Annotated in this window: 25 protein-coding genes; 11 read left to right on the forward strand and 14 right to left on the reverse strand. The window is 61.0% G+C overall.

The window, feature by feature from the left end:
- Positions 1–36: 36 nt before the first annotated feature.
- From pqqF to pqqE, 6 genes are all read left to right on the forward strand, one after another.
- The gene (gene pqqF, locus U367_RS0119020) at positions 37–2,379 is read left to right on the forward strand and encodes a pyrroloquinoline quinone biosynthesis protein PqqF (RefSeq protein ID WP_028618178.1); all 2,343 of its coding nucleotides are present in this window, start codon (positions 37–39) and stop codon (positions 2,377–2,379) included.
- Positions 2,380–2,538: 159 nt separating this feature from the next.
- Positions 2,539–2,613: a pyrroloquinoline quinone precursor peptide PqqA gene (gene pqqA / locus U367_RS1000000131045; protein ID WP_003194766.1), complete on the forward strand. Its 75-nt coding sequence runs from the start codon at positions 2,539–2,541 to the stop codon at positions 2,611–2,613.
- A gap of 66 nt (positions 2,614–2,679) precedes the next feature.
- Positions 2,680–3,591, forward strand: a complete 912-nt coding sequence (gene pqqB / locus U367_RS0119025) for a pyrroloquinoline quinone biosynthesis protein PqqB (protein ID WP_028618179.1) — start codon at positions 2,680–2,682, stop codon at positions 3,589–3,591.
- Positions 3,592–3,602: 11 nt separating this feature from the next.
- Positions 3,603–4,355: a pyrroloquinoline-quinone synthase PqqC gene (pqqC, locus tag U367_RS0119030; protein ID WP_028618180.1), complete on the forward strand. Its 753-nt coding sequence runs from the start codon at positions 3,603–3,605 to the stop codon at positions 4,353–4,355.
- Complete coding sequence (pqqD, locus tag U367_RS0119035) at positions 4,352–4,627, forward strand: pyrroloquinoline quinone biosynthesis peptide chaperone PqqD (protein WP_028618181.1); 276 nt, start codon at positions 4,352–4,354, stop codon at positions 4,625–4,627. Before pqqC ends, pqqD begins: the two co-directional genes overlap by 4 nt.
- The gene (gene pqqE / locus U367_RS0119040; protein ID WP_050587907.1) at positions 4,620–5,750 is read left to right on the forward strand and encodes a pyrroloquinoline quinone biosynthesis protein PqqE; all 1,131 of its coding nucleotides are present in this window, start codon (positions 4,620–4,622) and stop codon (positions 5,748–5,750) included. Before pqqD ends, pqqE begins: the two co-directional genes overlap by 8 nt.
- Before the next feature lie 5 nt (positions 5,751–5,755).
- On the opposite strand, the gene U367_RS1000000131050 is transcribed toward pqqE, so the two are convergent.
- From U367_RS1000000131050 to U367_RS0119060, 4 genes are all read right to left on the reverse strand, one after another.
- On the reverse strand, positions 5,756–5,914 hold the full coding sequence (locus U367_RS1000000131050; RefSeq protein WP_010207008.1) for a YqaE/Pmp3 family membrane protein: 159 nt from the start codon (positions 5,912–5,914) through the stop codon (positions 5,756–5,758).
- 94 nt (positions 5,915–6,008) lie between these two features.
- On the reverse strand, positions 6,009–6,329 hold the full coding sequence (locus tag U367_RS0119050; protein ID WP_028618183.1) for a helix-turn-helix domain-containing protein: 321 nt from the start codon (positions 6,327–6,329) through the stop codon (positions 6,009–6,011).
- Positions 6,313–6,678 carry a type II toxin-antitoxin system RelE/ParE family toxin gene (locus U367_RS0119055; protein ID WP_028618184.1) on the reverse strand — a complete coding sequence of 122 codons (366 nt, stop codon included), beginning with the start codon at positions 6,676–6,678 and terminating at the stop codon, positions 6,313–6,315. Before U367_RS0119055 ends, U367_RS0119050 begins: the two co-directional genes overlap by 17 nt.
- A gap of 226 nt (positions 6,679–6,904) precedes the next feature.
- On the reverse strand, positions 6,905–8,167 hold the full coding sequence (locus U367_RS0119060; protein ID WP_028618185.1) for an aspartate aminotransferase family protein: 1,263 nt from the start codon (positions 8,165–8,167) through the stop codon (positions 6,905–6,907).
- A 209-nt stretch (positions 8,168–8,376) separates the two neighbouring features.
- Here U367_RS0119060 and U367_RS0119065 point away from each other — a divergent pair, with 209 nt between their 5' ends.
- Positions 8,377–9,276 carry a LysR family transcriptional regulator gene (locus tag U367_RS0119065; RefSeq protein ID WP_028618186.1) on the forward strand — a complete coding sequence of 300 codons (900 nt, stop codon included), beginning with the start codon at positions 8,377–8,379 and terminating at the stop codon, positions 9,274–9,276.
- 241 nt (positions 9,277–9,517) lie between these two features.
- On the opposite strand, the gene U367_RS0119070 is transcribed toward U367_RS0119065, so the two are convergent.
- From U367_RS0119070 to bioB, 10 genes are all read right to left on the reverse strand, one after another.
- Positions 9,518–11,296, reverse strand: coding sequence for an acyl-CoA dehydrogenase C-terminal domain-containing protein (locus U367_RS0119070; RefSeq protein WP_028618187.1), 1,779 nt, complete (start codon positions 11,294–11,296; stop codon positions 9,518–9,520).
- 123 nt (positions 11,297–11,419) lie between these two features.
- A complete protein-coding gene (locus tag U367_RS0119075; RefSeq protein WP_028618188.1) occupies positions 11,420–13,189 on the reverse strand; it encodes an acyl-CoA dehydrogenase C-terminal domain-containing protein in 1,770 nt (589 codons plus the stop codon).
- 90 nt (positions 13,190–13,279) lie between these two features.
- Positions 13,280–14,569 carry a GGDEF domain-containing protein gene (locus U367_RS0119080; RefSeq protein ID WP_028618189.1) on the reverse strand — a complete coding sequence of 430 codons (1,290 nt, stop codon included), beginning with the start codon at positions 14,567–14,569 and terminating at the stop codon, positions 13,280–13,282.
- Between the two features lie 307 nt (positions 14,570–14,876).
- On the reverse strand, positions 14,877–16,682 hold the full coding sequence (locus U367_RS0119085; RefSeq protein ID WP_016977848.1) for a phenylacyl-CoA dehydrogenase: 1,806 nt from the start codon (positions 16,680–16,682) through the stop codon (positions 14,877–14,879).
- Between the two features lie 343 nt (positions 16,683–17,025).
- The gene (locus tag U367_RS0119090) at positions 17,026–17,307 is read right to left on the reverse strand and encodes a hypothetical protein (RefSeq protein ID WP_016977847.1); all 282 of its coding nucleotides are present in this window, start codon (positions 17,305–17,307) and stop codon (positions 17,026–17,028) included.
- Positions 17,308–17,413: 106 nt separating this feature from the next.
- Positions 17,414–18,094 carry a dethiobiotin synthase gene (bioD, locus tag U367_RS0119095; RefSeq protein WP_028618190.1) on the reverse strand — a complete coding sequence of 227 codons (681 nt, stop codon included), beginning with the start codon at positions 18,092–18,094 and terminating at the stop codon, positions 17,414–17,416.
- A complete protein-coding gene (bioC, locus tag U367_RS0119100) occupies positions 18,091–18,903 on the reverse strand; it encodes a malonyl-ACP O-methyltransferase BioC (RefSeq protein WP_028618191.1) in 813 nt (270 codons plus the stop codon). The genes bioD and bioC overlap by 4 nt, the downstream gene beginning before the upstream one ends.
- Entirely contained in the window at positions 18,896–19,627 is a 732-nt protein-coding gene (locus U367_RS0119105) for an alpha/beta fold hydrolase (protein ID WP_028618192.1), read from the reverse strand. The genes bioC and U367_RS0119105 overlap by 8 nt, the downstream gene beginning before the upstream one ends.
- Entirely contained in the window at positions 19,620–20,801 is a 1,182-nt protein-coding gene (gene bioF, locus U367_RS0119110; RefSeq protein ID WP_028618193.1) for an 8-amino-7-oxononanoate synthase, read from the reverse strand. Before bioF ends, U367_RS0119105 begins: the two co-directional genes overlap by 8 nt.
- 3 nt (positions 20,802–20,804) lie before the next feature.
- Positions 20,805–21,860: a biotin synthase BioB gene (bioB, locus tag U367_RS0119115; protein WP_028618194.1), complete on the reverse strand. Its 1,056-nt coding sequence runs from the start codon at positions 21,858–21,860 to the stop codon at positions 20,805–20,807.
- A 92-nt stretch (positions 21,861–21,952) separates the two neighbouring features.
- On the opposite strand from bioB, the gene U367_RS0119120 reads away from it, so the two are divergent.
- The 4 genes from U367_RS0119120 to U367_RS0119135 all read left to right on the forward strand — a co-directional run bounded on the left by U367_RS0119120 (position 21,953) and on the right by U367_RS0119135 (position 26,630).
- A complete protein-coding gene (locus tag U367_RS0119120; RefSeq protein WP_028618195.1) occupies positions 21,953–22,690 on the forward strand; it encodes a ComF family protein in 738 nt (245 codons plus the stop codon).
- Positions 22,691–22,748: 58 nt separating this feature from the next.
- On the forward strand, positions 22,749–23,513 hold the full coding sequence (locus tag U367_RS0119125) for a TOBE domain-containing protein (protein WP_028618196.1): 765 nt from the start codon (positions 22,749–22,751) through the stop codon (positions 23,511–23,513).
- Positions 23,514–23,591: 78 nt separating this feature from the next.
- The gene (locus U367_RS0119130) at positions 23,592–25,490 is read left to right on the forward strand and encodes a PhoX family protein (protein ID WP_028618197.1); all 1,899 of its coding nucleotides are present in this window, start codon (positions 23,592–23,594) and stop codon (positions 25,488–25,490) included.
- A gap of 165 nt (positions 25,491–25,655) precedes the next feature.
- On the forward strand, positions 25,656–26,630 hold the full coding sequence (locus tag U367_RS0119135; RefSeq protein WP_010207031.1) for a serine/threonine protein kinase: 975 nt from the start codon (positions 25,656–25,658) through the stop codon (positions 26,628–26,630).
- Positions 26,631–26,782 lie beyond the last annotated feature (152 nt).

The following is a 26,782-nucleotide window of genomic DNA, read 5'->3' on the forward strand; positions in this document are numbered from 1 at the left end:
GTTAGCATAGGCACATTCTACGTTTCGGAAGTGCCCATGCTTGCGCCGGCCCACCCTCATTCTCTTCACCTGACCCTGGCTAACGGCTTGCGGGTTTCCTTGCAGCATGCGCCGCGTTTGAAGCGGTGCGCAGCAGTGCTAAGGGTGGCGGCCGGCAGCCATGACGTGCCGATGGAGTGGCCGGGGCTGGCGCATTTCCTCGAGCATCTGTTGTTCCTCGGCACCGAACGTTTTCCCACGGACGAAGGGTTGATGGCCTACGTGCAACGCCATGGGGGCCAGGTCAATGCCAGCACCCGTGAGCGCACTACGGATTTCTTCTTTGAACTGCCGGTCGCAACGTTTGCCGGTGGACTGGAACGGTTGGTGGACATGCTGACCCACCCACGCCTGACCCTGGAGGATCAACTGCGCGAGCGCGAAGTGCTGCACGCCGAGTATGCCGCCTGGGCCCGGGATGCCAAGGCACAGCAGCAGGTCGCGTTGCTGGAGGGGCTTGCGGCTGACCACCCGCTGCGGGGTTTTCATGCGGGCAACCGCGATAGCCTGCCGGTGGAGCGTGAGGCATTTCAGCAGGCGTTGAGTGAATTCCACGCGCAGTTCTATCAGAGCGGGCAGATGACATTGAGCCTGGCGGGCCCGCAATCACTGGAAGAACTGGAAACCTTGGCGCAACGATTCAGTGAACAGCTGAGTTCTGGACCTCTGCGCCCACAATCCGCCCCGCCGGCATTGATGCAGGGTGATGCGCAGAGCTATCAGCACATCACCCTGCATCACCTGCACCACGTCATGACCTGTGATGCGCCACGCAAAGCACTGGAGTTTCTCTGCACCTGGCTCAACGCCTCGGGACCCGGCGGGTTGCTGGCTGAACTGAAAGCTCGGCAACTGGCGAGTGCACTGCAGGCGTCAGTGATTTATCAGTTCGCCGGGCAAGCCGTGTTGGATATCGACTTCACCATCCAAGCTGAATCAGCCACGCAGATCGAGGCGTTGCTGCACGACTGGCTGAGTTTTTTCGCACACAGCGACTTGACTTCATTGCGTGAAGAGTTCGCGCTGCTGGCCGCTCGTCAACAGCAGGTCCAAGGCGCCCTTGCGTTGGCCCGGAACGACAGCCAAGACCTATCGGAACAGGACGTTGTCGCCCTCAAGGCCATGCTTGATTCGCTGCACCTGCCAGAATCCACACACACTTGGCAGTTGCCGCCAAACAACCCGTTCCTGCGCCCACCGGCCAAGGAAGAACGCGCCGGCCTGATTCGCGGCCAGACCAGCGCTCACCGTGGCTTGCGCACCTTTGCCCAGGATCGCTCCCGTGGACGTAGGGAAGTGTCGGCGCTGACCTTCAGTCAGGCATTGGCAGGCGATGGCGATGAAGGCGCGCTGTATCTGCAATGGCGATCAGCCCCTTCCGGCCTGGAAAACGCTTTGCAGCCGTTGCGCGAGCATGCCGGTCAGGCAGGCGTCGAATTGTCGTTCGAAAGCCTGGGCCAAGACTGGCGGGTGAAAATGATTGGGCTACTGGAGCCCATGCCAGCCGTGTTGGACGTGTTGGCAAAAGGCCTGAATGAACCGCAAGAGGCTCAGCCCGACTCACCGCAGATGATTGCCATCCGTGAATTGCTCAAGGCGCTGCCCGCTTGCTGCAACGGCCACAATCCCGAATCGGCATCCTGGTCCACTGCGCACTGGCAAGGCCTGGGACTGGGTTTCTCCGCAGCGCATGAAGCCGCGATCAAGTCCGCAGCGGCCCGCCTGCCAGGGCAACCCGCGAATCTCACTCACCGCGTGCCGGCCCTCAGCGATCAACGTATCTGGCACGCGATAAAAACCGACTCTGACGAAGCCGCATTGCTGCTGTTTTGCCCAACGCCGAGTCAATCCCTGGCGGACGAAGCCGCTTGGCGACTGCTTGGCCATCTGATCCAAGGCCCGTTCTACCAGCGCCTGCGCGTTGAGCTGCAAATCGGCTACGCCGTGTTCAGCGGTATCCGACAGATCAATGGCCAGATTGGCCTGCTATTCGGCGTGCAATCCCCCAGCGTGTCGCTGGAAGTCATCGTTGATCACCTGCAAGTATTCCTGAAACAACTGCCGACACTGATCGATAGCAACGACGACTTGGGCAACACGGCTTTGGCGCAGCAATTCTCAGCACAGACACTGCCCAATGCCCAAGCCGCCGAATTGTTATGGCACGCCCATCTGGCGGGCCACTCGTCGGGTTACCTGGCTGACCTTCAATCCCACATCCAAGCCTGCACCCGCGACGCAGTGCAGCTTGCCGCCCAACAACTGAACGACGCCGCAGGCGGCTGGCGTTGCGTGGCCAACGGCCCGCGCATCTCGGAAATCTGGCATGCGGCAGACTGATCATTGCCGCCCCTGCAAAAGGCTTTTTCCACCAAGACAGCGCTAACTTGAAAAGAATTGCGTAACATTCATACGCACACATCTGAACATCTCCGATTGGAGGTGGACTATATGTATTCCTTGGTAGTAAACGTCCCATCCCTTCGTAGGAGTAAGAATATGACCTGGTCCAAACCTGCTTACACTGATCTGCGCATCGGCTTCGAAGTCACCATGTACTTCGCCAGCCGTTAATCCGCTGGGTAATACAACGCCTCGGTTCGCCCGGGGCGTTTTTGTTTTGAGCTTGATGGAGCTGCCATGTTTGTCCAGATTCTAGGTTCCGCCGCCGGCGGTGGTTTCCCGCAGTGGAATTGCAACTGCGTGAACTGCGCGGGTTTTCGTGATGGCAGCCTGCGGGCCCAGGCGCGCACCCAGTCGTCCATCGCGATCTCCGACGATGGCGTGAACTGGGTGCTGTGCAACGCCTCGCCGGATATCCGCGCGCAACTCCAGGGCTTTGCACCGATGCAGCCCGGCCGCGCCCTGCGGGACACCGGCATCAGCGCAATCATCTTGATGGACAGCCAGATCGACCACACCACCGGCCTGTTGAGCCTGCGCGAAGGCTGCCCGCACCAAGTGTGGTGTACCGACATGGTCCATGAAGACCTGAGCACCGGCTTCCCGCTGTTCACCATGCTCACCCACTGGAACGGCGGCCTGGCCTGGAACCGCATCGAGCTGGACGCCAGCTTCAGCATCCCGGCCTGCCCCAACCTGCGCTTTACCCCACTGCCACTGCGCAGTGCCGCGCCGCCCTACTCGCCGCACCGCTTCGACCCGCACCCCGGCGATAACATCGGCCTGATCGTCGAAGACCTGCGCACCGGCGGCAAACTCTTCTACGCGCCAGGCCTGGGCAAGGTCGACGCGCCGCTGCTGGAGATCATGGCCGGTAGCGACTGTCTGCTGGTGGACGGCACGATGTGGGATGACGATGAAATGCAGCGCCGTGGTGTCGGTACTCGCACCGGCCGCGAGATGGGCCACCTGGCGCAAAACGGCCCCGGAGGCATGCTGGAAGTGCTGGAGCAATTGCCCAAGCAGCGCAAAGTACTTATCCACATCAACAACACCAACCCGATCCTCGATGAAGACTCCGCCGAGCGAGCGGAACTGGTGCGGCGCAATGTCGAAGTGGCTTACGACGGCATGAGCATTGAATTGTAGGAGCGATCGAAATGACTGACACGCCGTTGACCACCGTTGAATTCGAAGCCGCCCTGCGGGCCAAGGGCGCCTTCTACCATATCCATCACCCGTACCATGTGGCGATGTACGAAGGCCGCGCGACCCGCGAGCAGATCCAGGGCTGGGTTGCCAACCGTTTCTACTATCAGGTGAACATCCCCCTGAAAGACGCTGCGATCCTGGCCAATTGCCCGGACCGCGAGATCCGCCGCGAGTGGATCCAGCGCCTGCTCGACCACGACGGCGCTCCCGGTGAAGACGGCGGTATCGAAGCCTGGCTGCGCCTGGGCCAGGCCGTTGGCCTCGACCCGGACCAACTGCGCTCGCAGGAATTGGTACTGCCCGGCGTACGATTTGCGGTAGACGCCTACGTCAACTTCGCCCGTCGCGCCAGTTGGCAGGAAGCCGCCAGCAGTTCGCTGACTGAGCTGTTCGCGCCGCAAATCCACCAGTCGCGCCTCGACAGCTGGCCGCAGCATTACCCGTGGATCGACCCGGCCGGTTATGAATATTTCCGCACCCGCCTGGGCCAGGCCCGTCGCGATGTGGAACATGGTTTGGCGATCACCCTGCAGCACTACACCACCCGTGAAGGCCAGGAGCGCATGCTGGAAATTCTCCAGTTCAAACTGGATATTTTGTGGAGCATGCTGGATGCCATGAGCATGGCCTACGAACTCAAGCGTCCGCCGTATCACAGCGTGACCGAACAGCGGGTTTGGCATAAAGGGATCCCCCTATGAGCTTTGATCGCAGCAAGAAACCCACCTGGCGCCAGGGCTATCGCTACCAGTACGAGCCTGCGCAAAAGGGCCATGTGTTGCTCTACCCCGAAGGCATGATCAAGCTCAACGATAGCGCCGCGCTGATCGGTGGTTTGATCGACGGCGAGCGCGACGTGTCGGCGATCATTGCCGAGCTGGATAAACAGTTCCCCGGCGTGCCAGAACTCGGTAAAGACATCGAGGATTTCATGGAGGTCGCCCGTGCAGAGCACTGGATTACCCTTGCCTGAAAAACCGCCGGTTGGCTTGCCGCTGTGGTTACTGGCCGAGCTGACCTACCGCTGCCCGTTGCAGTGCCCGTACTGTTCCAACCCGCTGGACTTTGCCGAGCAGGGCAAGGAACTGAGTACCGAGCAATGGTTCAAGGTGTTTCGCGAAGCCCGCGAGATGGGCGCGGCACAACTGGGGTTTTCCGGCGGTGAGCCATTGGTGCGTCAGGATCTGGCCGAGCTGATCGCCGAGGCGCGCAGGCTCGGGTTCTACACCAACCTGATCACCTCCGGCATCGGCTTGACCGAACAGAAGATCAGCGACTTCAAGAAAGCCGGTCTGGACCATATCCAGATCAGCTTCCAGGCCAGCGACGAACAGGTCAACAACCTGCTGGCCGGCTCGAAAAAAGCCTTCGCGCAAAAGCTGGAAATGGCCCGTGCCGTGAAGGCCCACGGCTACCCGATGGTGCTGAACTTCGTCACCCATCGGCACAATATCGACAAGATCGACCGCATCATCGAGCTGTGTATTGCGCTGGAAGCGGACTTCGTCGAGCTCGCCACCTGCCAGTTCTACGGCTGGGCCCAGCTCAATCGTGTAGGGCTGTTGCCGACCCAGGCACAACTGGTGCGCGCCGAGCGCATCACCAACGAATACCGCGCCAAGCTGGAAGCCGAAGGTCACCCGTGCAAGCTGATCTTCGTCACACCGGATTACTACGAAGAACGCCCGAAAGCCTGCATGAACGGTTGGGGCAGTATCTTTCTGACCGTGACACCGGACGGCACCGCCCTGCCCTGTCACGGCGCCCGACAGATGCCGGTGCAATTTCCCAATGTGCGCGACCACAGCATGCAGCACATCTGGTACGACTCGTTCGGCTTCAACCGCTTTCGCGGCTATGACTGGATGCCCGAGCCATGCCGGTCATGCGATGAAAAGGAAAAGGATTTCGGCGGCTGCCGATGCCAGGCCTTCATGCTCACGGGGGACGCGAGCAATGCCGACCCGGTGTGCAGCAAGTCCGAGCAGCACGGCATCATCCTGCAAGCGCGGGAAGAAGCCGAACACGCCACCCAGACCATCGAGCAGTTGGCCTTTCGCAACGAGCGCAACTCACGGCTCATCGCAAAAGGCTGACGGCCTTAGCGCTTGGCGATGATGTACACGGCGTGGATGATGCCCGGGAAGTACCCGCACAAGGTCAGCAGGATGTTCAGCCAGAATGCACCGGCGAAACCCACTTGCAGGAACACACCCAGTGGCGGCAGCAGAATGGCGATGATGATACGAATGATGTCCATGGGTAAGCTCCAGAAAATCGGCTCGTGTGAGCCGTGTAGCTAATCGACCTTGGGCGTTCGTGAGGGTTCAGTGGGATCTGGCGTTGGGCCACTGTCAGGCGAGAATCTCCAAGCCGTGTTTCTTCACGATGCTCAGTAACTTGAGCGCCATGCCGCTGGGTTGCTTCTCACCGGACTCCCACTTTTTCACGGTGGACGCGCTTGTGTTCAGGTAGCGGGCGAACACAGGTTGGCTCACATGGCTGCTTTCACGAAGCTGCTTGATTTGGTCGGCCGGGATTTGCTCAGGGACGGCAGATAAGCAGGCCTCGTCATATTCGCGAAGCGTGGTTTTGCTGATGGCGCCAATTGCGTACAGTGCTAGGGCTGACTGGTGAACAGACTCAAGTACTTCGCTTTCATATTTTTTGGTCATGATGTATCTCCACAAAATCCTTGGCATCCAGCAGGTATCGGAGCTGTACTTCGCTTAAGTTTTCATAGACCTTAGCCAGCGCTCGAAGCCTACCCAATTCCTTAGGGCTGATATTGCTCTGTCTCTGCTTATCAAAAAGAGATTGATAAACCCAGTAATGCCGGCCCTTTGCCAACACAATGGAGCGGTGCCGGTTTTCCTTGAGGCGCTTCTTCCAAACACCACCACCCAGATTATCCGCTTGGCCCTTGAGCAATTCGCCAAACGCTTCTCTTAGCTCAGAATCACAGATCCAGGCTCTGCTCGCTGCATCAGCGAAATTACGGGTTTTAAACAACCTGAGTTTCATGGATATCCCTTCCCATAAACATACCACCCAGTGGTATAGATTAGAAGTAGAGCACGCTGTGCCCCATCGGCAGTCCTTGCCGACGCCCGCTAAAAAGCCATTGTTTTCACAAACGCTCAATCAACATTTTCAATCCAAAAATGACACGCCCAAAAAAACGCCCCCAGCCAAAAAAATCAGGCCGGAGGCGCCGCGTAGACCGCGAGACGGTTCAGGAATAAGGGGGCTAAACGGCGATGCCCTTGCGGCACTGCAGTTGGGCGGTACGCACGCGGGAGAAGGCGCGGGCCAGGCGCAGGAGCATTTCGTCGACGTTGCTTTTGCTCACGGTCAGGGCCGGGGTGAAGCGTAGGCAGTTGGGTTGCGGGGCTTGGAGGATCAGGCCTTCGTGCAGCGCCGCTTTTACAACAGCATCCGCAGAATCATCCGACAACGTCAGGCCCCACATCAGGCCATGGCCACGCAATTGACCATGGTCGTAGCGGTAGGTCAGGCGCGCAAGACCTTCGCCCAGATACAAGCCAGTCTCACGCACGTGATCCATAAAGCCGTGCTCCAGCACGGAGTCGAGTACTGCCAGCCCGGCCGAAGCCATCAGCGCATTACCGTGGTGAGTGCCTTCCAACTCGCCCACGTCGAAGCAACAGGCTTTGCCGCGCGCCAGCAGTGCTGCCAAGGGGACCCCGCCACCCAGGCCTTTGCCGAGGGTGATGATGTCGGCACGTACGCCGTATTGTTGCTCGGCGAGCAAGGTGCCGCAGCGGCCCATGCCGGTTTGTACTTCGTCGAGAATCAGCAGGATCCCCAGTTCACGGCACAAACGCTCAACGCCTTTGAGGTAATGCTCGGTTGCAGGAATGACGCCCGCTTCGCCCTGGATCGGTTCGAGCAGGATGGCGACGGTTTGCGCATCGACTGCCGCATGCAGGGCCGGCAAGTCATTAAAAGGCACATGGCTGAAACCGGGCAATTGCGGTTCAAAACGATTTTCCGGGCCACCCGCCGAAGCCGACATCGCGGCAAAACTGCGGCCATGGCAACCGGCGCTGGCACTAATGATGCGATAGGCCCCCCCGCGATGCAGCTGGCCCCATTTGCGCGCCAACTTGATCGCCGCTTCAACGGCTTCCGCGCCGGTGCTGAGCAGGTACGCCTGATCGCTGCCGGTGCGATGGCACAGGCGCTCAGCCAGGTTGAGTTGAACGCGGTTATGCAGGCCGTTGCCGGGGTTGATCAGCGCCTGGGTCTGGTCAGCCAGCGCCTTGATCAACACCTGAGGGCTGTGGCCGAGGCTGTTGGCCGCGTTGCCCTGACTGAAATCCAGGTAGGCACGGTCGTCGCTGTCCCACAGCCAGGAACCCTGGCCGCGTACGAACACTTGCGGCGGACGAGCGACGGAGGGCATCAGGGATTCGCTGGTAGACGTATCGCCGGGCGCCTCGAGAATCAAATCGTCCAGGCTCGGCGCGGGGCGACGGAACAGATTCATAGCTCACCCCCAATAGCAATCGGACCTTGGTCGGTGCGACACGCCAATACTGCCTCGAGGTTTTTTGCCTTGCCTATGTAAACGCCATCAACATAAACGCTGTTCATTGCCTGATCCGGCCCTGTAAGCCCTGCGAATAGGCGCTAGACTAGGCTCCTCAGGGGCCAACAGCCATTTCGTTTTTCCAGCTTTTTCGATAAGTAAGTCTTATGGATTTCAAGCAACTGCGTTATTTCGTCGCGGTGTATGAGGAAGGCCACGTAGGTCGTGCCGCCGAGCGCCTGTCGATCTCCCAACCAGCGCTGTCCCAGCAGATCCGCCAGTTGGAACAGAACCTGGATGTGAGTCTGTTCGAGCGCAGCAGCAAGCGCCTGTTGCCAACACTGGCGGCGCACACGTTGTACAACCACGCGTTGCCGCTGATCGATGGCATGCAGCAAGCCGTTGAAGCCCTGCGCAACTTCAAGGGCCAGGCGATGCGCACCTTGGCCATCGGCGTGTTGCAAACCGTGCACACCAGCCTGGTGCCGCAGATGCTCGAGCGCGTGCGCAAGGCCCAGCCACATCTGGTGGTGCAGATCTACGAATTGACCGGACTTGAAATCGAGCGACGACTGCTCAACGGCTCGCTGGATATCGGCATAAGCTACTTGCCGCCACGCCAGCCGGGGCTGCACGGCGTGTTGCTGTACGAAGATGAGCTGAAAGTCGTCATCCCCGAAGACCATCCCCTGCGGGAATTCAAGAAAGTCTCGCTGAAGCAGGCGGCGGAGCTGCCGATGTTGCTGCTGGGGGAGGAGTTCCAGGTCCGGCAGATCTGGCAAGGACAGCTGTCCAACCTCGGAAGACGCCCGCAAGTTCAGGCAGAGTTGAACACTATGGTGGGGATTCTCGACAGTCTACCGCACACAAAACTGGCGACGGTGCTGCCGGGGCGCTCGCAGGACGAACACAACAGTCAGTCGCTGCTATGGAAACCCTTGAGTGAACCCAGAGTGCCGCTGAAAGTCGGCCTGGTGTGCCGCGATGTGCAACGCCAGCAAGCGACAGTGGCGTTGCTGCGCACTCTGCTGGAAGACGTGATGAATGCCCCGCAGGCACAGTCCTGAACTCAAGCGGGCTGACTTTTTCGCGGGCAAAAGAAAACCCCGCCGAAGCGGGGCTTTGCAGACTGTTTCCCTGACATCCATTTCACTCCGCCGTCCTGGCAGAATCCTACGTGTCCGTGTTGTTGCTTTGCGCTTCCTGCGCGACGTCCATGTGAAGTAGATTATCCGTGGATCCAATATGGCGATAGAGGACGATTAGCAGCACGTCATGTAAGAGAATGCTTACACGCCCTCAAAACCCTTAGAACAGGGCCTCATCCAGCAAGAACAGCGATTCGCTACCGGATTTTACCGACGCACTCAGCGAGTGAATACGTGGCAACAAGCGCGCAAAGTAGAAGCGTGCAGTGCCTAGCTTGCTTGCGTAGAAGTCTTCTTCAGATTCCTTGCCCAACGCGGCCTTGGCCATGCGTGCCCACATATACGCGTAGGCCATGTAGCCGAAGGCGTGCAAGTACTCCACCGACGCCGCGCCGATTTCATTCGGGTTGGTCTTGGCGCGATCCAGTACCCAGGCGGTCAGCTCATCCAGGCTATCCACCGCCGCGCCCAGCGGTTTGGTGAACTCACTCAGCTCGGCACCCGCCGAGGCAATGAACGCGCGGATCTCATCGGCAAACAAGGTGTAGAACGCCCCACCACTGCCGACGATCTTGCGCCCCATCAAGTCCAGCGCCTGGATGCCGTTGGTGCCTTCGTAGATCTGGGTGATGCGCACATCCCGCACCAGTTGCTCCTGGCCCCACTCGCGAATGTAGCCATGGCCGCCGAACACTTGTTGGCCGAGCACGGTGGTTTCCAGGCCCAGGTCGCTCAAGAACGCCTTGGCTACCGGGGTCAATAACGCAACCAGGTTATCGGCGCGCTCACGGGCTGCGGCATCATCGCTGAACTTGGCGATGTCCAGTTGCGTCGCCACATAGGTGGAGAACGCACGGCCACCTTCGTTCGCGGCCTTCATGGTCAGCAACATGCGGCGCACGTCGGGGTGCACGATGATCGGGTCGGCCACTTTGTCTTTATGCTGTGCGCCGGTCGGTGCACGGCTTTGCACGCGGTCGCGCGCATATTCAATGGCGTTCTGGTAGGAACGCTCGCCGGACGCCAGGCCCTGAATGCCCACACCCAGGCGCTCGTAGTTCATCATGGTGAACATCGCGGCCAAGCCACGGTTCGGCTCACCCACCAGGTAGCCCACGGCTTCGTCGAAGTTCATCACGCAGGTCGCCGACGCCTGGATCCCCATCTTGTGCTCAATGGAACCGCAGCTCACGGTGTTGCGCGCGCCCAGGCTGCCGTCGGCATTGACCATGAATTTCGGCACCAGGAACAGCGAGATACCCTTGGGGCCGGCCGGTGCGTCCGGCAGCTTGGCCAGCACCAAGTGGATGATGTTCTCGGTGAGGTCGTGTTCACCCCCGGTGATAAAGATCTTGGTACCGCTGACTGTGTAGGAACCGTCCGCCTGTGGCTCGGCCTTGGTGCGAATAATCCCCAAGTCAGTACCGGCGTGGGCTTCGGTCAGGCACATGGAGCCGGCCCATTCACCGGAATACATCTTCGGCAGATAAGCGGCTTTCAGTTCTTCGCTGGCGTGGGTGTTGATCGACACGCAGGCGCCAGAGGTCAGCATCGGGTACAAACCGAACGCCAGGCTCGACGAGTTGATCATCTCTTCAACCTGGGCCGACACCGCCTTAGGCATACCCATGCCGCCGAACATCGGATCACCACCTACCCCAACCCAGCCGCCTTCGGCATAGGTTTTGTAGGCCTGTGGAAAACCGTCCGGCGTGAATACCGCGGTGTTGTCCCAGCGGCAACCCTGCTCATCGCCACCGCGGCTGAGCGGGGCGATGGATTTGGCGGTGACCTTGCCGGCTTCTTCGAGGATGGCCTCTACGGTTTCGGCGTCAACGGTGTCTGCCAATGCCGGCAATTGGGCCCAAGTGGTGGCGACCTCAAAGACTTCGTTGAGGACGAAGCGCATATCACGCAGCGGCGCTTTGTAATCAGCCATGGCAAACCTCGTGAGAACGTGAAAAGTAATTCGGTAAGAGTCGGTTTTACAGGCTCAGAGTGTACCCGAACAACTTTTCAGACACATAGGGTCCACTTGTGACTGATCGGTATTTTTAAGTCACTACAGCGCAAATGCCTCCGCAGGCAGACTCATCAGGCATTCGCTGCCCGCTTCCACCGCAGCACGGTGGGTGGCGGTACGCGGTAGCAGGCGCTTGAAATAGAAGTCGCAGGTCGCGAGCTTGGCCTTGGAGAAATCCGAGTCCGGTTGCTCAAGGGCAGCCATCGCCATACGCAGCCACAGGTAGGCAAGGATCACGTAGCCGCTGTACATCAAGTAATCCACGGCCGCCGCACCGACTTCATCGGGGTTCTTCATCGCGGCCATGCCGACTTTAGTGGTCAGTTCGCCCCACTCTCCGTTCAGCTGGCTGAGCTGCGCCACATAGGCCTTGAGCTGCGGGTGCTCGGCATTAGCCGCGCAGAACTTATGCACGATCTTGGTAAACCCACGCAGCAACTTGCCCTGGCTGCCCAGCACCTTGCGCCCCAGCAGGTCGAGGGCCTGAATGCCGTTGGTGCCTTCATAGATCGGCGCAATCCGTGCGTCGCGGGCCAGTTGTTCCATGCCCCATTCGCGGATGTAGCCGTGGCCGCCGAAGATCTGCATGCCGTGGTTGGTCACCTCAAGGCCGGTGTCGGTCATGAAGGCTTTGCAGATGGGGGTGAGGAACGCCAGCAGGTCTTCGGCGTCCTGACGTTGGGTGGCGTCGCCGCTCAGGTGCGCGGTGTCGAGCAACTGTGCGGTGAAGTAGGTCAGTGCGCGGTTGCCTTCGTTGAAGGCCTTCATGGTCAGCAGCATGCGGCGCACGTCGGGGTGCACGATGATCGGGTCGGCGGCTTTATCTGGAGCCTTGGCACCGGTCAACGAGCGCATCTGCAGGCGGTCGTTGGCGTATTTGATGGCGCCCTGGAAGCTCGCTTCGCCATTGCACAAGCCCTGCATACCGGTGCCCAGGCGCGCGTGATTCATCATGGTGAACATGCAGTTGAGGCCTTTGTTCGCCTCACCGATCAGAAAACCCTTGGCGCCATCGAAGTTCAACACGCAGGTGGCAGAGCCCTTGATGCCCATCTTGTGTTCGATGGAGCCGCAGTGCACCGCGTTACGCTCGCCCGAATCCGCATGGAACTTGGGCACGATAAACAGCGAGATACCCTTGGTGCCCGCCGGTGCGTCCGGCAGTTTGGCCAGCACTAGGTGGATAATGTTGGCGCTCATGTCGTGCTCGCCGGCCGAGATGAAGATCTTGCTGCCGGTGACCGCATAGCTGCCATCCGCCTGGGGCACGGCGCGGGTCTTGATCAGGCCCAGGTCGGTGCCGCAATGGGCTTCGGTGAGGCACATGGTGCCGGTCCATTCGCCGGCGGTGAGTTTGGTGAGGAACGTGTCTTTCTGCTCGGCGGTGCCGTGGGCGTGGATCGCCGACATCGCGCCGTGGGTCAGCCCTGGGTACATGCCCCAGGACGTGTTGCTGGAGCCGATCATCTCGCTGAGCACCAGGCCCAGCGACGACGGCAGGCCCTGGCCGCCGTAGGCCGGGTCTGCCGCCACGCCGTGCCAGCCTCCTTCCACGTACTGGGCGAAGGCTTCCTTGAAACCCTTGGGCGTAGTGACCACGCCGTTGTCAAAATGACAGCCTTCTTCGTCGCCGCTACGGTTGAGCGGTGCGAGGACGTTTTCGCAGAATTTGGCGCCTTCCTCGAGAATCGCGCTGACCATGTCCGGGCTGGCATCGGTGGCGCCCAAGGCGGCGTAATGGCCGTGGAAATCAAATACGTTGTCGATCAGAAAACGCATGTCGCGAAGGGGAGCTTTGTAGTCAGGCATGGCAATGTCTCCGTCAGCAGATGGCTTCAACCTACTGCCGGGCATTGCCTCGGACAATCACTGTAGCGCTGCTGAATACAGCGCCATTACTCAACCGGCAGCGCTCTCCATGCGCACCGCGCCACGTCGGGTTTGCCCGGCCGCGACCACGCAGTTACGCCCGGCGCCTTTGGCGGCATACAGCGCCTGATCGGCGGATTTGAGCACTTCTTCCGGCGTGCGCTGCTCAGCCTGGCGCTCGGCCACGCCGATGCTGATCGTCACCGAGACACTCGAAGCGCCGCTGCCCGCTCGGCGCTGACGGCCCTGATGATCGTCCTGAGGACGGTCCGAATTGCGCAGCTTGATATCGTAATCCGCAATGATCTCGCGGATTTCCTCCAGGTGCGGCAAGCACTCTTCGACCGTCTTGCCGGCAAACACCACGGCGAACTCTTCGCCACCGTAGCGATAAGCCCGCCCGCCCCCGTTGACCTTGGACAGCTTGCTCGCCACCAGTCGCAGCACCTGGTCACCGACATCATGACCGTGGGTGTCGTTGAAGCGCTTGAAGTGGTCAACGTCGCTCATCGCCAGCACGTAATTGCGCCCCAGCCGCTGCATGCGCTCGTTCAGTGCGCGGCGCCCAGGCAAGCCGGTGAGTTCATCGCGGAAGGCCATTTGATAAGCCTCGTGGGCCACGCCGGCAGCAATCATCAGCATCACCTGGCTGCACATGATGTTCAGGGTGAACGGCAAGATGAAGGTCTGCGGCAACATCCAGAATAGGCCCAGCAGGCCCACCAGTTGCGCCGCGTGCAGCGGGCGCGGCTGGTACCAGTATTGTACCGCCAGGGTCAGGAAACCGATCAGGAACATCGGATACGACAGCTGGATCAGGCTCATCCAACTGCCATGCAGCGCCGGCCAGCGAATCTCCGCCAACCAGTTCAGCACGGCTTGGGGATAACTCTGCTCCAGCGCCAGCGCCACGCTGCCCACCGCTAACAGTACCGCGCCACGGGCGACGAAATCGCGGAACAGGTGGGTCTTCTCTTGCCACAGGGCATAGATGCTGAACAACAACGGCAACAGCAAGCAGCACAGGTGAAACACCACGGCCGCGTCTTCGCGCACGCGGCCGTTGTCACGATAGAAATCGGTCTGGGTATCCAGCAGGAAGTAGGCGATGTACACCGTGATCATCAGGAACAGTTCGCGCTGACGGCGATACACCGCGCAATACGAACCGCCGAGCAACAGCACCAGGGTCGGCAACACATTGAACAGCGACGTGAAGAAGACGTTGAGGTCCTTGACGTACGCAGCCGAGAGCCCGGCCAGCAAGAGCAGCAACGAGGGTAAAAAATGACTGAAACGTACAGCGGACACGCGCGACAAGGGTAAAACTCCGACCCGCAAAAAGATGATGGCACTGTGCCTTTATGCCGACAGTTAAGCACAACCTGGCACGCATGTATCACATTGCCATCACTGTAACGGCAGCCAGCGGTAATCCCTGAGTTTTTTGTTGCAACGCTTTCTGTAGGAGCGGGCTTGCCCGCGAAGGTCGTCAACGATGACGGGGGTCGCCTGAATAAACGCGGTGCCTGTGGTTTCTTCGCGAGCAAGCTCGCTCCTACAAAGAAACGAAAAAGCCGCCGCTCCCGTGAAGGAGCGACGGCTCTTGAAGTGAACCCGGTAAGGCTTAGTAAGCCAGGCCGAAGTCTTCTTCTTTCATGTCCATCAGGTTGTTTGCGCCCGACAGCATGGTGGCTTTATGGGCCAGGGTACGCGGCAGGATGCGCTGGAAGTAGAAGCGCGCAGTCTGCAGCTTGGCGGTGTAGAACGCCTCTTCGGTGGTGCCGGCAGCCAGTTTTTCGGCAGCCAGGCGCGCCATGTCGGCCCAGAAGTAAGCCAGGCACGCATACCCGGAGTACATCAGGTAGTCCACCGAGGCGGCACCCACTTCTTCGCGGTCTTTCATCGCGGCCATGCCGACCTTCATGGTCAACTCGCCCCACTCTTTGTTCAGCGCAGCCAGCGGAGCAACGAACTCTTTGACGGCTTCGTTACCTTCGTTGGCCTGGCAGAACTTGTGCACGATCTTGGTGAAGCCCTTGAGCGCTTCGCCTTGGGTCATCAGCACTTTACGGCCCAGCAGGTCGAGGGCCTGGATACCGGTGGTGCCTTCGTACAGCATCGAAATGCGGCTGTCGCGAACGTTCTGCTCCATGCCCCACTCGGCGATGAAGCCGTGGCCGCCGTAGATCTGCACACCGTGGTTGGCAGACTCGAAGCCGACTTCGGTCATGAACGCCTTGGCGATCGGAGTCATGAAGGCCAGCAGGCCGTCGGCCTGTTTCTTGGCTTCGTCGTCGGTGCCGTATTTGACGATGTCCACTTGCTTGGCGGTGAAGTACACCATCGCACGGTTGCCTTCGGCGAAGGCTTTCATGGTCAGCAGCATGCGGCGCACGTCAGGGTGCACGATGATCGGGTCGGCGGCTTTGTCAGGTGCTTTCGGGCCGGTCAGGGAGCGCATTTGCAGGCGGTCACGTGCGTATTTCAGGCCGCCCTGGAAGCCGATCTCGGCGTGGGACAGACCTTGCAGCGCGGTGCCCAGGCGAGCGGTGTTCATAAAGGTGAACATGCAGTTCAGGCCTTTGTTCGCCGGGCCGATCAGGAAACCGGTCGCCGCGTCGAAGTTCATCACGCAGGTGGCGTTGCCGTGGATGCCCATCTTGTGTTCCAGGGAACCACAGGTCACGGCGTTGCGCGCGCCGATCGAACCGTCGGCGTTCGGCAGGAACTTCGGCACGATGAACAGCGAGATACCTTTGGTGCCAGCCGGTGCGTCCGGCAGGCGGGCCAGTACGATGTGGACGATGTTGTCGGCCATGTCGTGTTCACCGGCCGAGATGAAGATCTTGGTGCCGGAGACTTTGTAGGAACCGTCAGCCTGAGGCTCGGCCTTGGTACGCAGCATGCCCAGGTCGGTGCCGCAGTGTGGCTCGGTCAGGCACATGGTGCCGGTCCATTCGCCCGACACCAGTTTGGTCAGGTAAGCCTCTTGCTGCTCGGGAGTACCGTGCTCGGAGATGGTGTTCATCGCACCGTGGGACAGGCCCGGGTACATGCCCCACGACCAGTTGGCGGCGCCGACCATTTCACTGACTGCCAGACCCAGGGATTCCGGCAGGCCTTGGCCGCCGTGCTCCACGTCGTGGGCCAGGCTTGGCCAGCCGCCTTCGACGAATTGTTTGTAGGCTTCTTTGAAACCGGTTGGGGTTTTAACGCCCGACTCACTCCAGGTGCAGCCTTCGATATCACCCACGCGGTTCAGCGGTGCCAGCACTTGCTCACAAAACTTGGCGCCCTCTTCAAGGATGGCGTCAACCATGTCCGGGGTAGCGTCCTGGCAAGCCGGCAGGCTCTGATAGTGCGCTTCATAGCCAAGCAGTTCGTCACGAACGAAGCGAATATCACGCAAGGGGGCCTTGTAGTCAGGCATAGCGATAAACCTCTGCTGATGTATCTGGAATGAACAACCGCGTGGAATTGTTGTGGCGGTCAAACAGGTGTTTGAAACATACGTTTACCACTTGGGGATGTCAAGCGTCGTCCGGATGCCGTTTGTCATGACGTGAATCAAAGGCGCGCATAGAGAAGCCTGTGGCGAGATGCCACAAGGCGTTCAGAAAACAATAGAAGTTCAGAGGGATGATGCAGAACAAATGTGGGAGCGGGCTTGCTCGCGAAAGCGGTGGATCAGTCAACTGATGTATTGGCTGAAAGACCGCTTTCGCGAGCAAGCCCACTCCCACAGAAAAGCCAAGGTGCAGACAGAGAGAGGATTACGCGTAGGTGTCGATCAGGGTGCCGAGCATTTCATCCGAAGCTTTGGCGACTTTGGCGCCGAGCTCCACCTGGAACTTGCCTTGGGCCATTTCGACCATGTTGCTGGCCGAGTTGGACGGCTGGGCGCGGTCGTTGGCTTGCAGTCGGTCGCTTTGCGCATCCGAGGGCTGGGTCGTCGCGGCGCTGGCAATTTTACCGGCGGCCTGGTCGACACGGTTCTGCCCGGTCTGAATGCTGCTCAGGCCCGAGTAAAACGCGCTGCTTCCAGAGATTTCCATGGCGTAAGCCTGCCTTTAGAGAATCGTGAACCGTGATTGAAGCAGAGTCGCTCGCAAAATGCCCGTCAAAAACACTAATGGCATAATGCCTTAGCGATAGCCAAAATCAGTCAAGCAGGTCCAGTTGCAAGTACTCCGCGACGGCGCCAGCCCCCGCCTGCTTGAGTTTCGGCACGCGGCCCAGGCACGGTGCAGGCAGCCGCTCGGCCAGGGTTGCGAGGTTTTCTTCCAGACGAGAGGTCTTGGGATCGATGATATTCGCCACCCACCCGGCCAGCTGCAAACCGTCACGGGCGATGGCTTCGGCGGTGAGCAAGGCATGGCTGATGCACCCCAGGCGCACGCCCACCACCAGGATCACCGGCAGCTTGAGCGCCATGGCCAAATCCGACAGGTTCGCCTGATCAGCCAGTGGCACCCGCCACCCGCCCGCGCCCTCGATCAAGGTGAAATCCGCTTCTCGCGCCAGAATCTGCTGCATGGGTTTGAGCAAGGCTTGCACAGTCAGCGATACGCCCGCCTCCCGCGCCGCCAGATGCGGCGCGATGGCCGGCTCGAGCGCCACCGGATTGACCTCGGCGTACGTCAGGGGCAACGAGCATTCGGCCAGCAACGCCAGTGCATCAGCGTTGCGCAAGCCTTTGGGCGTGACCTGGCAGCCGGAAGCCACGGGTTTGCCGGCGGCGGTGCTTCTGCCAGCTTGCCGGGCTGCGTGCAACAGACCGGCGGCGACGGTGGTCTTGCCGACATCGGTGTCGGTGCCGGTGATGAAGTAGGCGGCGGTCATAGAGGTTTCTCCAGTACGGCATACACCACTTGGTAAGTCGCCGGCAGACCTTGGGCCTGACGGAACCGCTCATACGCCTGCACCAGTGCAACAATCCGCGCACGCCCCGTCAACCCTCCCGGCCGGCCGGGGTTGAGGTTGTGTGCGCCCAAGGCCTTCAATTCATGGGTGAGGCTGCGCACATCCGGGTAATGCAGCACATGGGGGCGGCGCTCCAGGCTCACCACCCGCAGGCCGCTGGCCGCGCACAGTTGTTGATAAGCCTCGAACGTACGGAAGCGGTTGACGTGAACCAGGCCATCCGCCGCGCGCCAGCTTTCGCGCAGTTCTTCCAGGGTGCCCACGCACAGGCTGGCGAAAGCCAGCACGCCGCCTGGTTGCAACACGCGAGAGGCCTCGCTGAGCACGGCTTCGAAGTTCGCGCACCACTGCACCGCGAGGGAGGAGAAAATCAGCTCCAAGCTGTCAGTTTTAAGCGGCAAGCGTTCGGCGTCGCCGGCGATGAAGTGCTGGGCACCACCCAGCGGGCGGGCGTGGTTGAGCATGCCTTCGGCAATATCCAGCGCGATACCCTGGCTGGCTGGCAGCCGCTCGCTCAGCACGCGGCTGAAATAACCGGTGCCGCAGCCCAGGTCCAGCCAGCGTTGCGGCGCAATGTCGGCCGGCATGCGCGCGAGCAATTGGCTGCCCACCGACCGCTGCAACTCGGCAACGCTGTCGTAACTGGCGGCTGCACGCGAAAACGATGCCGCTACTTGGCGTTTATCGGGCAACGCGCCTGGCAGCGGGGCGTGGGATAAATCATTCATCGACGCACTCATGCAAAAAGGCCTGGATGGCCCCCGCGACGCCGTGGGGGTCTTCCAGGAGAAAAGCGTGGCCGGCCTGTTCAATCAGGCCGATTTCAACATCGGGCAGCAACGCCAGCAAGTCGCTGGCGGCTTCGGCGGGCACCAATCCGTCCAGCCCGGCGAACAGGTGTAACTGCGGGCCGCGATACGCCAGCAAGGCTTCGCGGGTGTCGAGTTGAGCGAGCAGTTCGAGACCAGGCATCAGCACACTGGAAGGCGTATTCGGCGCGCCACTGACCAGCAAGCGCGACAATCCGCGTGGGTCTTCGGCGCCTTTGGCGCACAGCAGACCGAAGCGCTTGAGGGTAACTTGGGAGTCGGCGTGGCAACCGGCGAGAAACGCATCGAAGGTCTCGGCGGGCATCGCACTCGGCCAACCATCATGGGCGACAAAGCACGGATTGCTCGCCAGGGTCAGCAGGCCGCAGCAGCGCTCACCACGCCGCGCCGCCAATTCCGAAGCAAGCATGCCGCCCAAGGACCAGCCACCCAGCCAGGCGTTGTCCGGCAGCGTGGCGTCGAGTTCGTCGAGCCATTCCTCCAGATCGCTGGAATCCATCGCGGGCAAGGGCTCGATCTGCACCTGCAGGTGTTCGTCCAAACCTTGCAATGCAGCGGCCAACGGCTCCAGCGGCGATACACCAAGGCCCCAGCCGGGCAGCAATATCAGTCGATCACGCATGGTCGGGCTCCGTGGCACCTAACAAGCGGAAACACTCTTCCAATGCGTTTAACAATAGCTGTACCTGCGCCGCGCTGTGGGCCGCCGTCAAGGTCACGCGCAAACGGGCGCTGCCGGCCGGCACGGTGGGTGGGCGGATCGCCGTCACCATCAAGCCGCGCTCGCGCAGCATCTGCGACAGGCGCATGGCCTTGGCGCTGTCGCCGATCAGGAACGGCTGGATCGGCGTGAAGCTGTCCATCAGGTCCAGCCCAAGCTGCTCGGCGCCGTGGCGGAACTGGCGGATCAAAAGGTTGAGGTGCTCGCGCCGCCAATGCTCGGTGCGCAGCAGCTCCAGGCTTTTCAAGGTGGCGCAGGCCAGGGCCGGCGGTTGGCTGGTGGTGTAGATGTAAGGGCGCGCGAACTGGATCAGGCTTTCGATCAGCTCTTCACTGCCCGCCACAAAAGCGCCGGCTGTGCCGAACGCCTTGCCAAGGGTGCCAACCAGTACCGGCACGTCCTCCTGGCTCAGGCCGAAGTGCTCGACGATACCGCCGCCGTTGGCACCCAATGGGCCGAAGCCATGGGCATCATCCACCATCAACCACGCGCCCTTGGCCTTGGTTTCACGGGCCAGCGCGGGTAGGTCGGCCAGGTCACCGTCCATGCTGAACACGCCATCGGTGACCACCAGGGTATTGCCGGTGGCTTTCTCCAGGCGCTTGACCAGGCTTGCGGCGTCGTTATGCAAGTAGCGATTGAAACGCGCCCCCGACAGCAGGCCCGCATCCAGCAACGAGGCATGGTTGAGTCGGTCTTCCAGCACCGTATCGCCCTGCCCCACCAACGCCGTGACCGCACCGAGGTTGGCCATGTAGCCGGTGGTAAACAGCAACGCACGCGGACGACCGGTGAGGTCGGCCAACGCTTCTTCCAACTCATGATGCGGCGTCGCATGCCCGACCACCAGGTGCGAAGCACCGCCGCCCACGCCCCAGCGGGACGCACCGGCGCGCCAGGCTTCGATCACTTGCGGGTGATTGGCCAGGCCCAGGTAATCGTTATTGCAGAACGCCAGCAACGGCTGGCCGTCCACCACCACTTCCGGGCCTTGGGGGCTGTCGAGCAGCGGGCGCTGGCGATAAAGGTGTTCGGCACGGCGGGCAGCGAGGCGCGCGGCGAGATCGAAAGACATCCCTCACACCACAGCGTTATAGAACTGCTCGCTGCTCTTCTGCTCCACCAGCGCCTGCTCGATCGCCGCCTGATGCACTTCATCCGCGTGTTCTTCACGGGCTTCCGGCAGGATGCCCAGGCGTGAGAACAGTTGCATGTCCTTGTCAGCCTGTGGGTTGGCGGTGGTCAGCAGTTTGTCGCCGTAGAAGATCGAGTTGGCGCCGGCGAAGAACGCCAGGGCCTGCATCTGCTCGTTCATCGCTTCACGACCGGCCGACAGCCGCACATGGGACTTCGGCATCAGGATGCGCGCCACGGCGAGCATGCGGATGAAGTCGAAAGGATCAATGTCTTCGGCGTTTTCCAGCGGCGTACCGGCCACCTTCACCAGCATGTTGATCGGCACCGACTCCGGATGCTCCGGCAGGTTGGCCAGTTGGATCAGCAAGTTGGCGCGGTCATCGAGGGACTCGCCCATGCCGAGGATGCCACCGGAGCAGATCTTCATCCCCGAATCCCGCACGTAGGCCAGGGTTTGCAGGCGTTCGCTGTAGGTACGGGTGGTGATGATGCTGCCGTAGAACTCCGGCGAGGTATCGAGGTTGTGGTTGTAGTAGTCCAGGCCGGCCTGGGCCAGGGCTTCGGTCTGGTCCTGATCGAGGCGGCCGAGGGTCATGCAGGTTTCCAGGCCCATGGCCTTCACGCCTTTGACCATCTGCAGCACATAAGGCATGTCTTTGGCCGACGGGTGCTTCCAGGCGGCGCCCATGCAGAAGCGGGTCGAGCCGATGGCTTTGGCACGGGCAGCCTCTTCGAGGACCTTCTGCACTTCCATCAGCTTCTCTTTTTCCAGGCCAGTGTTGTAGTGGCCAGACTGCGGACAATATTTGCAATCTTCCGGGCAGGCGCCGGTCTTGATCGAGAGCAGCGTCGACACTTGTACACGGTTGGCGTCGAAATGCGCGCGGTGCACGGTCTGCGCCTGGAACAGCAGGTCATTGAACGGCTGCAAGAACAGCGCTTTGACTTCGGCGAGAGACCAATCGTGACGCAAGGTGGCGGTGGTGCTGGCGCTCATGGGCGATTCCTTGATTATGCTTTGGCAAGCGCTGCGGGAAGGGCAATACCCACAGGCACGACACGGATGCTCGGCATATTTAAGGAAGATTCATGCACTGTCAACCAGACCACAAACACCAGGTTTACATCTGGTCAAAAAACGCTCAAATCTGTTTACTCTGCGATGAGGCAACGGAATCAGCCGACTCGGTATGCAACGTCTGCGAAACCGAGCTGCCGTGGCTGATAGAACACTGCAACCTGTGCGCCCTGCCCCTGCCGATGGAGGGCTTGATCTGCGGCCAATGCCAGAAACATCCGCCGGCCTTTAAACAGGTGATCGCGCCCTGGACCTACAGCTTTCCGATCGACAGCCTGATCAGCCGCTTCAAGCACCAAGCGCGCTGGCCTCTGGGGCAGATGCTGGCGCGGCTGTTGACCCAGCACCTGCAACATCGCTTCGACAACACCGAACTCACTCGCCCCGACTGCCTGCTGCCGGTGCCAATGGCCCGCAAGCGCCTGCGGGAACGCGGCTATAACCAGGCGTTGATGCTGGCGCGATGGCTCAGCAGCGATTTGAACATCCCCTACGATGAACACCTGTTGTTACGCCCTCATGAAACCGTCGCCCAACAGGCCCTCGATGCCAAGACCCGCCAACGCAACCTGCTCGGCGCCTTCGCCCTGGCGCCCGACGCCAAGGTGCAAGGCCGACACTTCGCACTGGTGGATGACGTGCTCACCACCGGCGCCACCGCCCACAGCCTGGCGCGGTTGTTGATGAACGCCGGGGCACGACAGGTCGATGTGTACTGCCTGGCCCGAACGCCCAAACCAGGCGGCTGACTTGACTCCGTCCCACCTTGGCCGCAACGTTCGGTCCATCACATCGAAGCGTATCCGCATGTCTCTGCCAACGTCCCTCAGCCAACACATCATCCGCCGACCCCAGCGCATTGCCTTGCTGGCGCATATCGCCGAGCAGGGTTCCATCACCCGCGCGGCAAAAAGTGCCGGCTTGAGTTACAAGGCGGCGTGGGATGCCATCGACGAGTTGAACAACCTGGCGCAAAAACCGCTGGTGGAACGCAGCGTCGGCGGCAAGGGCGGCGGCGGCGCCAAGTTGACGGCGGAAGGTGAGCGCGTGCTGCGTCTTTACCAACGCCTGCAAGTACTGCAGGCCGAAGTGCTGGGCTCAGACGAAGCCGCCAGCGATTTCAACCTGCTCGGCCGCCTGATGCTGCGCACCAGCGCGCGTAATCAACTGCATGGTCAGGTCGTCGCCATCGAGCAGCATGGCCGCAATGATCTGATCCGCCTGCAACTGGCCGGCGGGCTGACTCTGGCTGCACAGATTACCCACGACAGCACGCAGCGACTGGAGCTGGAAACTGGCGTAGAAGTAGTCGCACTGATCAAGGCCGGCTGGCTTGAATTGCTGGCACCCGAGGCGCCCGTAACAACTGGACACAATTGTATGGACGGCATCGTCGACGCCATTCTCGATGCTGAGGACGGGCCCAGCGAGGTGCGCGTCACCCTGCCAAACGGCCAGGTTTTGTGCGCCCTGGCGCAGCCCGCCACGCTCAAGGCGCTGCGCGTGACGGAAGGCAAAGCGATCCAGGTGCAATTTGCACCGAGCAATGTGCTGCTCGGCACACCGGTGTAAACGCCCCGCCATTTAAACTGCAACAATTTCGTCACGCCCGCTCCTTATGGTGTCTGCAAAAACCGCAGGGAGCCTGAGATGAGCCTATTAGAAGAAAACCAAGCCACCGACCTTGAGCAGATGGTCGGCCTCACCCGCCGCCGTTTCATCGGCGCCGGTGCCCTGTGTGGCGCCGCGATGTTCCTGGGTGGCAACCTGCTGACCCGCAGCGCCCTCGCCGTCAACGCCGCCAGCGCCAGCCCGTTGCTGGGGTTCACCAGCATCGCCGCCGCCACCAGCGACGCCATTACTTTGCCGCCGGGCTATAGCGCTTCGGTGCTGATCAGCTGGGGCCAGCCGTTGAGCAAGAGCGCGCCGGCCTTCGACCCGTCCGGTAACGGCACGGCCAAGGCCCAGGAACAGCAGTTCGGCGACAACAATGACGGCATGAGCCTGTTTGCCTTCCCCGGCGACGAGAATCGCGCGCTGATGGCGATCAACAACGAATACACCAACTACCGCTACCTCTTCGCCCACGGCGGCGCGCCGCAATCGGCCGAAGACGTGCACAAGGCCCAGGCCAGCGAAGGCGTGTCGGTCATCGAAGTACGGCGCAAGGGCGACACATGGCAGTTCGTGCAGGACTCGCGCTACAACCGCCGCATCCACGGCAACTCGCCGATCCGCCTCAGCGGCCCTGCCGCCGGCCACGACTGGCTCAAAACCAGCGCCGACAAATCCGGCAAAAAAGCCCTGGGCACCTTCCAGAACTGCGCCAACGGCAAGACGCCGTGGGGCACTTATCTGACGTGTGAAGAGAACTTCACCGACTGCTTCGGCAGCAGCAACCCACAACAAACCTTCGACGCCGGGCAGAAACGCTATGGCGTAGTCGCCGCCAGCAAAGATATCAACTGGCACCAGCACGACCCGCGCTTCGACATCGCCAAGAACCCCAACGAACTCAACCGCCACGGCTGGGTCGTGGAAATCGACCCGTTCGACCCGCAATCCACCCCGGCCAAGCGTACCGCCCTGGGTCGCTTCAAGCATGAAAACGCTGCCCTGGCGGAAACCCGCGACGGCCGCGCCGTGGTGTACATGGGCGACGATGAGCGCGGCGAGTTCATCTACAAGTTCGTCAGCCGCGACAAGATCAACCACAAGAATCCCAAGGCCAACAAAGACCTGCTCGACCACGGCACCTTGTATGTGGCGATCTTCGACGCGGGCGACGGCAACGCCGACCACCCCAAGGGCAAGGGCCAATGGGTCGAGCTGACCCACGGCAAAAATGGCATCGACGCCAGCACCGGCTTCGCCAACCAGGCCGAAGTGCTGATCCACGCGCGCCTGGCGGCCAGCGTGGTGAAAGCCACGCGCATGGACCGCCCGGAATGGATCGTCGTCAGCCCCACCGACGGCCAGGTCTATTGCACCCTGACCAACAACGCCAAGCGCGGTGAAGACGGCCAACCAGTCGGGGGCCCGAACCCTCGTGAGAAAAACGTCTACGGTCAGATCCTGCGCTGGAAGGCAGATGCCGATAACCACGGCAGTATGGAATTCACTTGGGACCTATTTGTGGTGGCCGGCAACCCAGGCGTTCACGCCGGAACACCGAAGGGCGGGTCGTCGAATATCAACCCGCAGAACATGTTCAACAGTCCAGACGGATTGGGCTTCGACAAGGCTGGACGCCTGTGGATTCTTACGGATGGGGACTACAGCAACGCGGGTGACTTCGCCGGCATGGGCAACAACCAGATGCTCTGCGCCGACCCTTCCACCGGAGAAATCCGCCGCTTCATGGTAGGACCGGTGGCCTGTGAAGTGACGGGTATCAGCTTCTCGCCGGATCAGAAGACGCTGTTTGTGGGGATCCAGCACCCAGGCGAAACCGGTGGGTCGACCTGGCCGGAGCATCTGCCGAATGGCAAGCCGCGGTCGTCGGTGATGGCGATTCGGCGGGATGATGGCGGTATCGTCGGCGCCTGATAGACCACAGTCCCTGTAGGAGCAGGCTTGCCCGCGAAAAACGTCAACGATAACGCGCAAAGCCTGACGCCCCGAGCCTCGCTCAGGTTTTTCGCGAGCAAGCTCGCTCCTACAGGGTTACCATACCCGGCCGGACGCGGCGCCCTGCTGCGCGCAGGAGTTCGCATGGCCCACCCGTTTGAAACACTCACGCCCGACCTGGTGCTCGACGCTGTCGAAAGCATCGGTTTCCTCAGCGATGCTCGCGTTCTGGCGCTCAACAGCTACGAAAACCGCGTTTATCAAGTGGGCATCGAAGACTCCGAGCCACTGATTGCCAAGTTCTACCGCCCGCAGCGCTGGACCAACGAGGCGATCCTCGAAGAACACCGCTTCACCTTCGAACTGGCCGAATGCGAAGTGCCGGTGGTCGCGCCCCTAATCCACAACGGCGAAAGCCTGTTCGAACATGCCGGGTTCCGCTTCACCTTGTTCCCCCGCCGTGGCGGCCGTGCGCCGGAGCCGGGCAATCTCGACCAACTGTATCGCCTTGGGCAATTGCTCGGCCGTTTGCATGCGGTGGGCTCCACCCGCCCGTTCGAACACCGCGAAGCCTTGGGCGTGAAGAACTTCGGCCACGATTCCCTCACCACGTTGCTGGAAGGCAATTTCATCCCCAAGAGTCTGCTGCCGGCCTACGAGTCCGTGGCACGCGACCTGCTCAAGCGTGTGGAAGAGGTGTACAAAGCCACGCCGCACAAAAACATCCGCATGCACGGCGATTGCCACCCCGGCAACATGATGTGCCGTGACGAGATGTTCCACATCGTCGACCTGGATGACTGCCGCATGGGCCCGGCGGTGCAGGACCTGTGGATGATGCTCGCCGGCGATCGTCAGGAATGCCTGGGGCAACTGTCAGAATTGATGGACGGCTACCAGGAATTCCATGACTTCGACCCGCGTGAACTGGCACTGATCGAACCCCTGCGCGCCTTGCGCCTGATGCACTACAGCGCCTGGCTGGCACGGCGCTGGGACGACCCGGCGTTCCCCCACAGCTTCCCGTGGTTTGGCAGCGAGCGTTATTGGGGCGATCAGGTGTTGGCGTTGCGTGAGCAACTCTCGGCCCTGAATGAAGAACCCCTGAAACTCTTCTGACAGCTTCTCTGTGGGAGCCGAGCTTGCCCGCGATGCATGCGCCTCGGTTTTGCAGGAGTACCGAGGTGATGCTATCGCGGGCAAGCCCGGCTCCCACAGAAAGCAGATCCCATTGCCTGAGAAATATCCTTACAATCGCGCTTTGTTAGCTG

Source organism: Pseudomonas canadensis, assembly GCF_000503215.1.
GTDB lineage: Bacteria > Pseudomonadota > Gammaproteobacteria > Pseudomonadales > Pseudomonadaceae > Aquipseudomonas > Aquipseudomonas canadensis.

Bases quoted from the DNA above. Each gene is read 5' to 3' on its own strand.
- pqqF (WP_028618178.1), top strand. From the start codon at position 37: ATGCTTGCGCCGGCCCACCCTCATTCTCTTCACCTGACCCTGGCTAAC.
- pqqB (WP_028618179.1), top strand. From the start codon at position 2,680: ATGTTTGTCCAGATTCTAGGTTCCGCCGCCGGCGGTGGTTTCCCGCAG.
- pqqC (WP_028618180.1), top strand. From the start codon at position 3,603: ATGACTGACACGCCGTTGACCACCGTTGAATTCGAAGCCGCCCTGCGG.
- pqqD (WP_028618181.1), top strand. From the start codon at position 4,352: ATGAGCTTTGATCGCAGCAAGAAACCCACCTGGCGCCAGGGCTATCGC.
- U367_RS1000000131050 (WP_010207008.1), bottom strand. From the start codon at position 5,914: ATGGACATCATTCGTATCATCATCGCCATTCTGCTGCCGCCACTGGGT.
- U367_RS0119050 (WP_028618183.1), bottom strand. From the start codon at position 6,329: ATGACCAAAAAATATGAAAGCGAAGTACTTGAGTCTGTTCACCAGTCA.
- U367_RS0119055 (WP_028618184.1), bottom strand. From the start codon at position 6,678: ATGAAACTCAGGTTGTTTAAAACCCGTAATTTCGCTGATGCAGCGAGC.
- U367_RS0119060 (WP_028618185.1), bottom strand. From the start codon at position 8,167: ATGAATCTGTTCCGTCGCCCCGCGCCGAGCCTGGACGATTTGATTCTC.
- U367_RS0119065 (WP_028618186.1), top strand. From the start codon at position 8,377: ATGGATTTCAAGCAACTGCGTTATTTCGTCGCGGTGTATGAGGAAGGC.
- U367_RS0119070 (WP_028618187.1), bottom strand. From the start codon at position 11,296: ATGGCTGATTACAAAGCGCCGCTGCGTGATATGCGCTTCGTCCTCAAC.
- U367_RS0119075 (WP_028618188.1), bottom strand. From the start codon at position 13,189: ATGCCTGACTACAAAGCTCCCCTTCGCGACATGCGTTTTCTGATCGAC.
- U367_RS0119085 (WP_016977848.1), bottom strand. From the start codon at position 16,682: ATGCCTGACTACAAGGCCCCCTTGCGTGATATTCGCTTCGTTCGTGAC.
- U367_RS0119090 (WP_016977847.1), bottom strand. From the start codon at position 17,307: ATGGAAATCTCTGGAAGCAGCGCGTTTTACTCGGGCCTGAGCAGCATT.
- bioD (WP_028618190.1), bottom strand. From the start codon at position 18,094: ATGACCGCCGCCTACTTCATCACCGGCACCGACACCGATGTCGGCAAG.
- bioC (WP_028618191.1), bottom strand. From the start codon at position 18,903: ATGAATGATTTATCCCACGCCCCGCTGCCAGGCGCGTTGCCCGATAAA.
- U367_RS0119105 (WP_028618192.1), bottom strand. From the start codon at position 19,627: ATGCGTGATCGACTGATATTGCTGCCCGGCTGGGGCCTTGGTGTATCG.
- bioF (WP_028618193.1), bottom strand. From the start codon at position 20,801: ATGTCTTTCGATCTCGCCGCGCGCCTCGCTGCCCGCCGTGCCGAACAC.
- bioB (WP_028618194.1), bottom strand. From the start codon at position 21,860: ATGAGCGCCAGCACCACCGCCACCTTGCGTCACGATTGGTCTCTCGCC.
- U367_RS0119120 (WP_028618195.1), top strand. From the start codon at position 21,953: ATGCACTGTCAACCAGACCACAAACACCAGGTTTACATCTGGTCAAAA.
- U367_RS0119125 (WP_028618196.1), top strand. From the start codon at position 22,749: ATGTCTCTGCCAACGTCCCTCAGCCAACACATCATCCGCCGACCCCAG.
- U367_RS0119130 (WP_028618197.1), top strand. From the start codon at position 23,592: ATGAGCCTATTAGAAGAAAACCAAGCCACCGACCTTGAGCAGATGGTC.
- U367_RS0119135 (WP_010207031.1), top strand. From the start codon at position 25,656: ATGGCCCACCCGTTTGAAACACTCACGCCCGACCTGGTGCTCGACGCT.